10 protein-coding genes and 2 tRNA genes are annotated in these 12,780 nt (G+C 70.4%); 5 read left to right on the top strand and 7 right to left on the bottom strand.

Going from position 1 to position 12,780, the window contains the following annotated elements; genetic code table 11:
• Positions 1-297 precede the first annotated feature (297 nt).
• The 3 genes from VP06_RS25570 to VP06_RS25580 all read left to right on the top strand — a co-directional run bounded on the left by VP06_RS25570 (position 298) and on the right by VP06_RS25580 (position 3,119).
• A complete protein-coding gene (locus tag VP06_RS25570) occupies positions 298-1,419 on the top strand; it encodes an FIST N-terminal domain-containing protein (protein WP_048466647.1) in 1,122 nt (373 codons plus the stop codon).
• Between the two features lie 98 nt (positions 1,420-1,517).
• Positions 1,518-2,783 carry an ATP-binding response regulator gene (locus tag VP06_RS25575; RefSeq protein WP_082167620.1) on the top strand — a complete coding sequence of 422 codons (1,266 nt, stop codon included), beginning with the start codon at positions 1,518-1,520 and terminating at the stop codon, positions 2,781-2,783.
• A 51-nt stretch (positions 2,784-2,834) separates the two neighbouring features.
• Positions 2,835-3,119, top strand: a complete 285-nt coding sequence (locus VP06_RS25580) for a hypothetical protein (RefSeq protein ID WP_048466624.1) — start codon at positions 2,835-2,837, stop codon at positions 3,117-3,119.
• On the opposite strand, the gene VP06_RS37345 is transcribed toward VP06_RS25580, so the two are convergent.
• From VP06_RS37345 to VP06_RS25600, 4 genes are all read right to left on the bottom strand, one after another.
• The gene (locus VP06_RS37345; protein ID WP_048466625.1) at positions 3,110-3,694 is read right to left on the bottom strand and encodes a TetR/AcrR family transcriptional regulator; all 585 of its coding nucleotides are present in this window, start codon (positions 3,692-3,694) and stop codon (positions 3,110-3,112) included. The two genes, VP06_RS25580 and VP06_RS37345, sit on opposite strands and share 10 nt — an antisense overlap.
• Positions 3,695-3,807: 113 nt before the next feature.
• Positions 3,808-4,215, bottom strand: a complete 408-nt coding sequence (locus tag VP06_RS25590) for a tautomerase family protein (protein ID WP_048466626.1) — start codon at positions 4,213-4,215, stop codon at positions 3,808-3,810.
• A gap of 99 nt (positions 4,216-4,314) precedes the next feature.
• Positions 4,315-4,962, bottom strand: coding sequence for a 5,6-dimethylbenzimidazole synthase (bluB, locus tag VP06_RS25595; RefSeq protein ID WP_048466627.1), 648 nt, complete (start codon positions 4,960-4,962; stop codon positions 4,315-4,317).
• The gene (locus VP06_RS25600; RefSeq protein ID WP_048466628.1) at positions 4,959-9,803 is read right to left on the bottom strand and encodes an NAD-glutamate dehydrogenase; all 4,845 of its coding nucleotides are present in this window, start codon (positions 9,801-9,803) and stop codon (positions 4,959-4,961) included. The genes bluB and VP06_RS25600 overlap by 4 nt, the downstream gene beginning before the upstream one ends.
• Positions 9,804-10,027: 224 nt before the next feature.
• Here VP06_RS25600 and VP06_RS25605 point away from each other — a divergent pair, with 224 nt between their 5' ends.
• Positions 10,028-10,603: a peroxidase-related enzyme gene (locus VP06_RS25605; RefSeq protein WP_048466648.1), complete on the top strand. Its 576-nt coding sequence runs from the start codon at positions 10,028-10,030 to the stop codon at positions 10,601-10,603.
• Positions 10,604-10,697: 94 nt separating this feature from the next.
• Entirely contained in the window at positions 10,698-11,477 is a 780-nt protein-coding gene (locus tag VP06_RS25610) for an ABC transporter permease (protein ID WP_048466629.1), read from the top strand.
• Positions 11,478-11,993: 516 nt separating this feature from the next.
• Here VP06_RS25610 and VP06_RS25615 read toward each other — a convergent pair.
• The 3 genes from VP06_RS25615 to VP06_RS25625 form a co-directional block, all read right to left on the bottom strand.
• Positions 11,994-12,078: transfer RNA gene (locus VP06_RS25615), tRNA-Leu, on the bottom strand.
• Positions 12,079-12,265: 187 nt separating this feature from the next.
• Positions 12,266-12,350: transfer RNA gene (locus tag VP06_RS25620), tRNA-Leu, on the bottom strand.
• A gap of 124 nt (positions 12,351-12,474) precedes the next feature.
• Entirely contained in the window at positions 12,475-12,780 is a 306-nt protein-coding gene (locus VP06_RS25625; RefSeq protein ID WP_048466649.1) for a FliM/FliN family flagellar motor switch protein, read from the bottom strand.

The raw sequence follows: 12,780 nt of genomic DNA on the forward strand, positions 1-12,780 counted from the left end.
GCGGCCGCTGATCGCGGGGGCGATCGCCCGTCCGCTCCCCAGCGCAGGCGCGGCCGCCGCACCGGCCGCGCCTGCGCACCGTGCCCGCACCGTGCCCCCTGCCGCGTCACGAGGCGCCCGGTCGCGGGCTTGAGCATCGTGCCGTTGCCAGGCGCCCTCCCGCGCCGCATAATGCGGCAGATGCCGCCACGGAAGCGACACGACGGGAGGGACATCTTGGCGCGAGTTTCGGCGCATGGCGCGTCTGCGCATGGTACATCTGCGCATGGTACACGGACCCGCTCGCATCGCTGCGGGATCCAGACCGCCTGGACCGAGGCGGTTGGGGCCGAGGCCGCCGTGGCGGCGCTCGCCGCCTCCCTGGACGTCGCCCGCATCGCCCATCTCGTGATCTTCTTCTCGCCGGTCTACGGGGTCGAGGCGCTGAACGCCGCGCTCGGGCGCGCGTTTCCGGGCGTGCGGGTCGCCGGCTGCACCTCGTCGGGCGAGATCAGCCCGATGGCCGGACTCGATCGCGGCCTGGTGGCGATCGCCTTCCCGCACGAGGGGTTCCGCATCGCCTCGACGGTGCTGGAGGCGGTCGACCATCTCGACGCCGAGCGGGCCGCGGCGTCGATCCGCAACTTGCGCAGCGCCCACGAGCGGATCTCCCGCGGCGGGCAGCGTTTCGCGATCTCGCTCATCGACGGCCTGGCCAATGCCGAGGAGACCGTGATCGCCGCGATCGGCTACGGGCTCGACGGGGTGCCCCTCGTCGGCGGCTCGGCCGGGGACGAGCTGACCTTCTCGGAAACCGCCCTGATCCATGACGGGCAGGTGCATCGACGGGCCGCCATCCTGCTCCTGATCGAGTCCGACTTCCCGGTCGAGATCTTCAAGAACGACAATTTCGAGCCGACCGGCATCAAGTTCGTGGTCACCGAGACCGACCACGAGCAGCGCACCGTGCGCGAACTCAATGCCGAGCCGGCGGCGGTCGAGTATGCCAACGCGCTCGGGCTCGATCCCGACGCGCTGACGCCCACGAGCTTCGCCGCGCATCCGCTGGTCGTGCGGGTCGGGGGCGATTATTTCTGCCGCTCGATCCGCCACCTCAACCCGGACCAGTCGCTCAGCTTCCACTGCGCCATCGAGAGCGGCGTGGTGCTGACGCTGGCGCGCCAGAAGGACCTGGTCGAGGCGACCCGGGAGGAGCTGGCCCGGCTCGATGCGCGGCTCGGCGGCGTCGATCTGGTGATCGGCTTCGAATGCGTGCTGCGCCGCCTCGACGCCGAGATCCACCAGGCCCGCCACAGCATCGCCGAGATCTACCGGCACTACAACGTCGTCGGCTTCGAGACCTATGGCGAGCAATACCGCTCGATGCACCTGAACCAGACCTTCACGGGCATCGCCATCGGCCGGCCCGCGGCGTCGTGAGCGGGGCCGGACCGGGGACGGAGCGGGACGCCGCGACCGAGGACGTCGCGTCGCTCCATCGCCGCATCGCCAAACTGGAGCGCATCAACGCCGCCCTGATGTCCCAGGTCGAGCGCACGATGGACCAGCGCGGCAGCGCCTATTCCCTGTTCCAGACCGCCATCACCCTCGAGGGCCAGGTCCGCTCCCGCACCGAGGAGCTGACGGCGCTGATGCGCAGCCTGGAGCGCTCGAACCAGGACCTCACCGCGGCCAAGGAGGAGGCCGAGCGCGCCAACCGGTCGAAGACCCGCTTCCTCGCCGCCGCGAGCCACGACCTGCTCCAGCCCCTCAACGCCGCGCGGCTGTCGATCTCGGCTCTCGCCGACATGCGGATGGGGCCGGAGCAGCGGGTCATCGTCGGCCAGGTCGAGCGCGGGTTGCAGACCATCGAGGACCTGATCAAGACCCTGCTCGACATCTCGAAGCTCGATGCCGGGCTGATCCATCCGGTGGTGCGCCCGGTGCGGGTGGCCGACGTGCTGGAGAGCATCGAGGCGAGCTTCGGGCCGCTTGCCGCCCGCAAGGGCCTGCGCCTCTCGGTGCGTGGCGGCCGGGTCTGGGTGGCGAGCGACCTGGTGCTGCTCCAGCGCATCCTCCAGAACCTGGTCTCGAACGCGATCCGCTACACCGCCGCCGGCGGCGTGCTGGTGGCGGCCAGGAAGCGGGGGGGCGGGATCCGGATCGACGTGGTCGATTCCGGTTCCGGCATCCCGCCGGACGAGCAGGAGCTGATCTTCGAGGAATTCCACCGCGGCGGGCGCGAGAGCGTCGACGGCGAGATCGCGCTCGGCCTCGGCCTGTCGATCGTGCGCCGCTCGGCCCAGGCCCTCGGCCACGCCCTGAGCCTCGAATCCCGGGTCGGCCACGGCTCGCGCTTCAGCCTGCATCTCGAACCATGCGCCCCCGTGCCGCCCCGCCCGGCGCCCTCGCTGGTGCCGCCGACCAGCCTGACGGGGGCGCGCATCGCGCTGATCGAGAACGACAAGGCGGCGTTGGAGGCGCTGGCGCGGCTCTTCCATGGCTGGGACGCCAACGCCTTCGCGGCGCGCGACCATCTGAGCCTGGTGCGGCTGCTCGGCACGACCTGGTGCCCCGACGTCGTCGTCGCCGATTTCCACCTCGACGGCGGCGCCTGCGGCCTCGACACCGTGGAATGGCTGCGCTCCGTCCACGGCCACGACATCCCGGCGGTCATCACCACCGCCGACCACTCGTCCGAGGTCGAGGCGCGGGTGCGGGCGACGCGCTGCGAGCTGGTCCACAAGCCGCTGAAGCCCGCCCAATTGCGGGCGCTGCTCGCCCATCTGCTCAGCCGGGGCTGATCCGCAGCGCCCACCTCTCTCCCAAGCCTGTCCGGGGTCGGCCGCCGCCGAATGTCGATCGTTCGCCTCGCCCGGACGGGCACGGTCGTGCCGGGAGACTTCACCTGCGCCGACCGGGATGCCGATCCGCGGTTCGACGACGTCACGCGCTGGCCGGACCTTTTGATGGCCGTTGGGGCAGCCGATCCGGAGGGTGGCTCCCGCCTCGCCGTCCGCGGCGATGCACGGGCCTTGTGGCTGATGATCGTCGAGCATGGACGGTGCTGCCGGTCGGCATCGTCCAGGCGATGGGGGTACGGCGTCGGCATCCTGGCGGCGGCCCAGGCTCACGCCTGAGGGCGGGTCACCGCGCCGAGCACCTGCACGGCGCCGTCGATCGCCTCGCGCATCGCGGCCTCGTCCCAGTGCACGCGGGCGAGCACGTAGCCGCCCTCGACCACCGCGATCAGCACCGCCGCCAGGCCGGCGGGCGCGACACCCGGGAGTAGGCGCCCGGCGGCCTCCGCCTCCTCCAGGCTCGCCCGCAGGCAATCCTGGATCCGGCCGACATAGGCCGCGACCGGCTCGCGCAGGGATGGCTCCTCCATGGCGGCTTCGTTGGCCAGCCGCGCGAGACGGCAGCCGCGCAGGGCCTGCCGCTCGCGGGTGAGATAGGCGCGGACGCGGTCGAGGGGCGGGGTCCCGGGCGCGAACAGCGCGTCGATCACCGCGATCTCCTCCTCGGCCATCTCGGCGAGCGCCGCGGCCGCCACCTCCCGCTTGCCGGGGAAGTGATGGTAGAGGCTGCCCTGGCCGGCGCCGCTGCGCGCCAGCACGTCCCGCGGGCTCGTCGCCTCGTAGCCGCGCTCCCAGAGCAGCGCCTTCGCCGCCGCGACGATCGCTTCCCGCTTCGATGATCCCTGCCGCGCCAACGCCGTGCCTCTCGCCTCTCTCCAAGGCTGCCTGGAGATCCGCGACAGTCTCGTCGTCGGACAGCCTTGTGCCGGAGGCGGTATGCCGCGAAGCCATCCCTCCGGCCAGAGCCTCAGGCCGTGGCCGCCAGATGGGGCGGGGCGGCATCGGCGTAGTGGGCGATGCCGTTGCCGAAGGACCAGTTCTCGCGCGCGGTCTCGACCAGGGTCACGAACACGTCCTCCGGCCGCAATCCGGCGCCGGTGAGATTCGCGGCCATGGCCGCGAACAACGCCTTCTTCTGCGCGACGCTGCGCCCGGTCGAGAGGTGGATCTGCACGATCACCAGATCGTCGCTGCGGACGACACCGAGATAGCCGGGATCGTAGATGACGTCGTCGAAACCGTGTGAGACGATCTGGAACCGGTCGTCGGCCGGCACGCCGATGCTGCCGACAAGGGCGGCATGGATGGCGTCGGCAATGGCGCGCCGCTCGGCGGCGGAGCGTTCGCGCTTCAGGGTGATGGTGACGAGGGGCATGGGAGGATCTCCGCGGCTGCCCGAGCAGCCGCGATCGTTTTACTGTACCTACTAGTATGTATGATAGTGCGGCGCATGCAGACCTGCCCCGCGCCACGCTCACCGTTCCACCAAGACCGTCTCTTGCCGCTCCTGCCAGTGGTGGCGCACCAGTTCCGGATCGGCGTGTTCCTCCGCCGGATAGCCGATGCAGAGATAGGCGATCAGGCGCCAGGCTGGTGGCACGTCGAGGCTTGCCGTAACCTCCTCGGGACACAGGATCGAGACCCAGCCGACCCCGAAGCCATGGCTGCGCGCCGCGAGCCAGACGGTGTGGATGGCGGTGACGACGGAGTAGCGCAGCATCTCCGGCATGGTGACGCGGCCGAGGCCGTGGCCCGCCCCCGTCGCCTCATCGCAGAACACCGCGAGATGCACCGGCGCCTCGTGCAGGCCCGCGAGCTTGAGGCTCCGGTAGGCGCTCGCCCGCGCATCGTCGTAGGCCGCCGCCGCCGCGTCGTTGCAGCGGGCGAAGCTTGCCGCGACAGCGGCGCGCCGCTCGGGGGACGAGACCCGCACGAAGCGCCAGGGCTGGCTGTTGCCGACCGACGGGCTGAGGCCCGCGAGCGACAGGCAGTCCCGGAGCGCCTCCTCCGGGACCGGATCGGTCCGGAAGCGCCGCACGTCGCGGCGCCAGGCGATCAGCTCCGCGAAACGGGCCCGGAACGCCGCGTCGAAAGCCGGGGTCCCGGTCGCCGGCAGGATCATGGCCGCGCCAGATCCCCGAGCAGGCTCGCCGCCACCGAGACCTTCGAGACCGTGAGGCCCGAGGCGGCGATCGCCGCGACCGCGGTGCGGATGCGGGCGAGCGAGGCGCCGCGGGCCTGGCTCCACGCCTCGACCGCGGCGGCTCCTTCGGCATCGAAGGCGGCGGCCTCGGCGGTGAGAGCCCGGTGGGCGCTGGCGATGCCGGAAACCGCGCGCTCCAGCGCGATCCGGTCGAAGGTGTCGGCCACCGGCACCGCCCGGGCGGCCGCCGCGAGGGCGTTGAGGCGGAAGAGGTCGGCGAGCGCGAAGTGGGTCGCGGCGATCGCCGCCGGCGGGCGCCCGGTCGCCTCGGCCACCTGGACGATGTCCGGCGCGGCCCCGAGTTCGCTCAGCGCGGCGAGGCGGAAGGCCAGGGCCTCCGGCACGCCGTGATCGACGAGAGCCCGGATGCGCCGGGTCAACGCCTCGGCGGCGGCCGGGGGGAGGGCGCCCGGCAGGGCGGCGGAGACCGCCGCGATACCGTCGCGGTAGCGCTGCACCGCCGCCTCGATCCCGCCGGGGGCGGCCTCGCCGTTGCGGATGAACCAGACCATGCGCTGGCGCAGGAGGTCCTGCAACTCGGCGTAGAGGGCGAGCTGCTGGTCGCCGGCAATCGCGCCGTCGAGCCCGTCCACCGCCTTGTTGAGGTCGATCAACCCGAAGGCGTCGCGGGTCACCGCATAGGCGGCGGCGATGGCGGGAGCCTCGGCCCCGGTCTCGTCGGACAGCCGGCTGACCAGGGTCGGCCCGCCACGGTTGACGATCGCGTTGGCGAGACTCGTGGCGATGATCTCCCGGCGCAGGCGGTGGCCCTGCACCGCATCGGGGTAGCGCGCCACCAGCACGGGCGGGAAGGAGCGCTCCAGCTCCCGGGCGAGGTAGGGGTCGTCCGGCACCGCGGAAGCGAGGAGCGCGTCCTTGAGCGAGAGCTTGGCGTAGGCGAGCAACACCGCCAGTTCCGGCCGGGTGAGGCCCTCGCCGCCCTGCGCCCGTTCGGCCAGAGCCGAATCCGAGGGCAAGAACTCGACGCTGCGGTCGAGGCGTCCGTCGGCCTCCAGGCCCTGCATCAGCCGGGAGGCGAAGCCGGTCTCGGTCGCGGCCGAGCGCTGGGCCAGCGACAGGGCCAGGGTCTGGAGCTGGTTGTTGCGGAGCACCAGATCGGCCACCGCCTCGGTCATGCCGGAAAGGAGCGCGTTGCGGCTCTCCGGGCTCAGGCGCCCGTCGCGCTCAGGGGTCGCCAGCGCGATCTTGATGTTGACCTCGACGTCCGAGGTGTTGACGCCGGCCGAGTTATCGATGGCGTCGGTGTTGAGGCGCACGCCGCGGCGCGCCGCCTCGATCCGGCCGCGCTGGGTGAGACCCAGATTGGCGCCCTCGCCGACGACCCGGGCACGCAGCTCAGGCCCGGTGATGCGGATCGCATCGTTCGCCCGATCGCCGGCCTCGTCGTCGCTCTCGGTCGTGGCCCGCACATAGGTGCCGATGCCGCCGAACCACAGAAGGTCGACCGGCGCCCGCAGGATCGCCTGCATCACCTCCGCGGGCGTCGCCTCGTCGCGGTCGAGGCCGAGGCGGGCGCGGATCTGGGCTGAGAGCGGCACGGTCTTGGCCTGCCGCGAGAACACCCCGCCGCCGGGCGAGATTTTTTGCCGGTCGTAATCGGCCCAGGACGAGCGGGGCAGATCGAACAGGCGCTTGCGCTCGGCGTGAGACGCGGCCGGATCGGGATCGGGATCGAGGAAAATGTCGCGGTGGTCGAAGGCGGCGACGAGCTTCAGGCAGCGCGAGAGCAGCATGCCGTTGCCGAACACGTCGCCCGACATGTCGCCGACGCCCGCCACCGTGATCGGCTCGGCCTGGATGTCGATGTCGACCTCGCGGAAATGGCGCTTCACCGCCTCCCAGGCGCCGCGGGCGGTGATGCCCATCTGCTTGTGGTCGTAGCCCTGGCTGCCGCCCGACGCGAAGGCGTCGCCGAGCCAGTGACGCGCCTCAAGCGACAGGGCGTTGGCGACGTCCGAGAAGGTGGCGGTGCCCTTGTCGGCGGCGACCACCAGATAGGCGTCGTCGTCGTCGTGCCGGACGGTCGCGGGCGGCGGCACGATCGTGCCGTCGACGATGTTGTCGGTGAGGGAGAGGAGCGTGCGGATGAAGATCCGGTAGCTCTCGGTGCCCTCCTGCATCCACGCCTGCCGGTCGGACGGCGGCGGCAGGCGCTTGGGGAAGAACCCGCCCTTGGCGCCCACCGGTACGATCACGGCGTTCTTGACCTGCTGTGCCTTGACGAGGCCGAGCACCTCGGTCCGGAAGTCCTCCGGCCGGTCCGACCAGCGCAGGCCGCCCCGGGCGATGTAGCCGAAGCGCAGATGCACGCCCTCGACGCGGGGTGAATAGACGAAGATCTCGAAGAGCGGGCGCGGCAGCGGCATCCCGTCGACCTTCGCGCAGCGGAACTTGAACGCGATGGTCTCCGGCGGCAGGCCGTTGCGGCCGACCTGGAAGAAGTTGGTGCGCTGCGCCGCCTCCACCAGGTTGACGAAGCGGCGCAGGATCCGGTCCTCGTCGAGGCTGGTGACCCCGGCCAGATCCGCCTCGATCTCGGACCGCACAGTCTCCTGGCGCGCGGTCCGGTCGCCGTCGAGGCGGGGGTCGAAGCGGGCATAGAACAGGGCGACGAGGCGCCGGGCGAGGGCGGGATGGCGCGCGAGCGTCGCCGCGAGGTAATCCTGGCCGTAGCGGATGCGCAATTGGCGCAGGTAGCGGCCGAGCGCCCGCACCAGGGCGACGTCGCGCCAGCCGAGCCCGGCTTCCAGCACCAGGCGGTGATAGGCGTCGGATTCGGCGAGGTCGCGGGCGAGCGCCAGGAGCGCCGCCTCGACCGGGCCTTCCACCGCCGCCACGTCGACCGGGCCGCCGCCGGCGCGCTCCAGCACCATGTCGTGCAGCCAGACCCGGGCGCCGGCGCCCTCGGGCTTGAGGCGGTAGGTGCGCTCGTCGATGACCCGGAAGCCGAGATTCTCCAGCACCGGCACCCGCTCGGAGAGCGGCAGGGCGGTGCCGCGGGAGAAGACCTTCAGGCCGATCCGCGTGTCGGGGTCGCCGGGACGGCGGAAGAGGTCGACCGCCCGGGGCTGGCCTTCCGAGATCCGCTCCAGGATGGCGATGTCGGGCAGGGCTTGGGCGCCCGTGTACATCTCGCGGTAGCCGGCCGGGAAGGCGTCGGCATAGACCGCCGCGAGGCCGCGGGCATCGCCGCCCCGGGCCTCCGCCAGCGCCTCGCGCAAGGAATCCGCCCAGGTGCGGGCGAGACCGGCGATGCCGGCTTCGAGCGCCGCCGCATCGATCTCCTCGGGCGCGCCCGGCGTCGCCACGATGACGTGGAGGCGGGCGAGCGGCCCCTCGGGATAATCCGGCGCGATGGTCGAGAGGCGGCCGCCCAAAGCCTCGGCCAGGTAGGCGCCGATCCGGGCCTGGAGCCGCGCATCGGTGCGGTCCTTCGGCAGGTAGGCGATCAGCGAGACGAAGCGGCCGAACTTGTCGGGCCGGGCCAGCACCCGCACCCGCGGCCGGTCGGCGAGCGAGACGATGGCGAGGGCAAAGCGCAGGAGCAGGCCGGGCTCGATCTGGAACAGGTCGTCGCGCGGATAGGTCTCGAGCACGTGGACGAGGGAGCGCCCGGCATGGCTCGTCGGGTCGAGGCCGGCCTTGGCGAGCACCCTGGCGATCTTGCGGCGGAGATACGGCACCTCCTCGGCCCGGCTCGCATAGGCGCTGCCGGTGAACAGGCCGACGAGGCGCAGCTCCCCGGACGGGCGCCCGTCCTCGGCGAACAGCTTGATCGCCACCATGTCGAGATGCGCCTGCCGGCGCACCCGCGCACGCAGGCTCGCCTTGGTGATAAGGAGCGCTTCCGGCCCCTCCAGGAAGGCGCGGATCTCGGGCGTCACCGCCACCATGGCGTCGCCGCGGCGCAACACCTCGACGGCGGGATCGCGCAGGAGGCCGAGGCCGGTGCCGGGGATGCCGGCATGGTCGGCCCCGTCCCGGTCGCCGTATTCGCGCAGGCCCAGCAGCACGAAATGCCCGTCGCACAGCCAGTCGAGGAAGGCGCGGGCCTCCGCCCGTTCCTCCGGCGCCAGGGGGGCGGGGGCAGCGGTATAGGCCGCCGCCGCCGCGGCCAGCCGCTCGACCATCGCCCCGTGATCGGCCGCCGTCACGGCGACGTCGGCATAGACCCGGGCCAGGCTGGCGACCAGCGTGGCCCGGGCCGCTTCGTCGTCGATGCGGTCGAGATGGACGTGGATGACGCTCTCGCGGGCCAGCCCTCCGGCGTCGCCGCCGGCTTCCTGCGCCGTCGTCTCGCCGACGACCCGCACCAGGGCGCCGTCCGCGTCGCGCTCGACGCCGAGGATCGGGTGGGCGACGAGGCGGGGCTGGTAGCCGCGGGCGACGAGGTCGGCCAGGGTCGAATCGAGCAGGAACGGCCGGTTGGCGTTCACCGCCTCCAGCACCGTGAGATCGCGCCGGCGCCCGCCCTGCTCCACCTCGATGTCGGAGAGGCGCACCGCGCTGGTCGTGCGGCCGGGCCGCGCCGCGGCGAGATGCGCCCTCGCGGCCAGTGCCAGCTCGGCCAGGGCTTCGGGCGGATAGGCGGTCAGGTCCTCCGGCGCCACGCGGCCGAAGAGGTCGCGGACGAAGCCGCCGGGTCCCCCCCGGTCCTCGGCCAAAGCCGCCGCGGCGGCGATCAGGTCGGTGCGGCTGGCTTTCGCTTCGGGGGTCGCGGTCGCGGTCGAGGGTTCCACGTCTGGCCTTCCTCTTCTGCTCAGCCTCTGCCGAGGGAGACGACCGGAGCGGTGGCACAGTGAATCGGCCCCGGCAAGCCCGGCCTCGCTTGCGGGCAGCAAACTGCCTATAGCAGAGGCACGATGACGGGGAGGTCACAGGCATGAGCGGCGGCAGGAAGACGGCGGGGACGAAGCCCGAGACCGGCGAGCGGCCGGCGCCACAGGAGACCGAGGGCCGGGTGATGGCCCTCGACTTGGCGCCCTCGCCCGACCTGTCGCCGGAGATGCAAGCCTATTTCGACAAGTGCCGGGAGAAGATCGGCTTCGTGCCGAACGTCCTCTTGGCCTACGCCCACGACGACGCCAAGCTCCAAGCCTTCGCGGCCTTCTACAACGACCTGATGCTGGCCCCCTCCGGCCTGTCGAAGCTGGAGCGCGAGATGATCGCCGTGGCGGTGTCGAGCGTAAACCGCTGCTACTATTGTCTCACCGCGCACGGCGCCGCCGTGCGCAGCCTCTCGGGCGATCCGGTGCTCGGCGAGATGATGGCGATGAACTACCGCGCCGCCGAACTCTCCCCTCGCCACCGCTCCATGCTCGACTTCGCGGTGGCGCTGACCGAGGCGCCCTGGACGATCGAGGAGGAGGACCGGGAGGCCCTGCGCGATGTCGGCTTCTCCGAGCGCGACCTGTGGGACATCGCGGCGGTGGCGAGCTTCTTCAACATGTCGAACCGCATGGCCTCGGCCGTCGATATGCGGCCGAACCGCTCCTACCATGGCGAGGCGCGGGGCCTGACCGATCCTGAGGGCGCCTGACCGGTCACCCGGTTGCCGCATTGTCGGCTTAAGGGCGCTCGCGCAAAGACAGGAAGCGGGCCGGGGCGCCGTCGCGGGCCGGCGGGAGCGATGGATGGCGTATCAGGCGAAATCGGCGCTCGAAGTCCAGTTGGACGTGCTCGGCGCCCTCATTCTGCGTGACATCCGGACCCGCTTCGGCGGCACGATGTGGGGCTACAGCATCGCGGTCTTGTGGCCCTGCGCGCACGTCCTCGTCATCACCGCCATCTACGCCATCATGCGCAAGCCGACGCCGATCGGTGACAGCATCGTGCTGTTTGCCGTCTCTGGCCTGTCTCCCTACATTATTTTCAATTACATGTCTCGAAAGATGATGGAAGGTCCGCTGCAGAACAAGCAGTTGATCTACTTTCCTCAAGTTAAGTTTTTCGATGTCGTCATGTCGCGGGCTATCGTTGAGGTTTGCACTAGCAGCCTCAGCATATTTCTGGTTTTCTTTATCGCGGCGTGCTGCGGTGCTAATATTGTGCCCCATGATGCCTATCCGTTCTGCGAAGGCATGCTTCTCGCGCTATGTTTCGCGATGGGAGCGGGATTTCTCAACGTCTTCATCTCGCAAGTTCTGCCGCAATGGCTGATGATTGTCATCGCCCCTATCCTTATTCTCTATTTTACCAGTGGTACGGTTATCGTGGTCGAGGCGATGCCGGCGGTCGTCTATGACTATGTGCAATGGAACCCACTGATGCACATCGTCAAGGTGTGCCGGTCGGCGTTCTATCCGGGTTACGGGATGGATGCGGACGTCATGTTCGTGCTGATCGTCAGCGGCGCAATGGCGTTGATCGGTCTGTTGGGCATCCGGTTCGTGGTGCCGCGCTTCCTCAACTGAGGGCGGACGCGGCATGGTCGTGCCTCGGCGCCGGAGGGACGGGCCGACGGCACGCGCGCCGTCGGACGCGCTCCCCCGCCGAAGCCGGGGCGGCCTGTCGCGCTGGTCGGGCGAGGATGCACAGGGCGCGGGCGCCCGTTCTCCGGGACGAGTGCGCCATACACAAAAAGCTAAGCGGACGAAGCGCTGACAGGCCAACGCTTCGTCCGCTTAGCTCCTTATTTGGATCGCAGATTTTTGCCGCCGAACCGGTGACCACTCTGGCGAAATCTGCTTAGGGCAAGTCTTCGACGAGACGATCGATCGTGGAAAACGCCGATTCTCGCGTCGCGAGGCCAGGCCGGCATCCTTGACGCGGGGAGGCACACCGCCCGCCGGGCCGCAATCCACGGCGATTGCGAAGAACCGCGAGCAGATCGGGACGGGTTCAGACGCTATTCCTCTCCACCAGGAATCGCTGTTCCGACACGCTATGAATCTGATTGAAGGATCGCGACCTCCCGCAACGAGGCAGGATGGTGCGGCCGAGAGGACTCGAACCTCCACTGGTTGCCCAACTAGCACCTCAAGCTAGCGCGTCTACCAATTCCGCCACGGCCGCGGACGTCGCCAGACATCAAAACAGTCCGGCTCATATGAAACGATCTACATTACCACCATCAAGACTGACTCATAGCCCGATGTGCCGACGACCCTGTTCGGTTCGCGATCTCGATGAGGAACGAGATGCTGACACGGAACAGGGGACCCATCCCGATCTTCCATGGTCGGAGACCCTGGTGAAGGGATGGTGCGGCCGAGAGGACTCGAACCTCCACTGGTTGCCCAACTAGCACCTCAAGCTAGCGCGTCTACCAATTCCGCCACGGCCGCGGAGTGCTTGATCGTCGCCGGAACCGGCGGGGCGGGGGTGAGACCCGCCCGAAGCGAGGCTGCGAATACCAGTCCCCTCCGGGGGACGCAAGCGCCCCGATGCGGATCCGGCGAACATTCTCGCCTAGAGGACGTCCGCCAGGGCGCCGAGCAGACCGGCGCTGCCGTCGCCGATGCGGATGCCGGGCTCGCGCACCACCTCGGCCTTGCGGATCAGCTCCGTGACCTCCACGGAGATGCGGTTGCCGGTGACCACGATCTGCCCACGGGCGATCGGGTGGTTGTTGGCCAGGATCTCGACCATATCGGAATCGGAGGAGTCGAGTTCGATCACCGCGCCGCGTCCCATGCGCAGCAGCATGTGGATCGGCATTCGGGTCCGCCCGAGAACGACCGCGAGGTCCACCTTGAGAATGTCGAGTACCGCCAA

The sequence above is a fragment of the Methylobacterium aquaticum genome, assembly GCF_001043915.1.
Lineage (GTDB): Bacteria > Pseudomonadota > Alphaproteobacteria > Rhizobiales > Beijerinckiaceae > Methylobacterium > Methylobacterium aquaticum.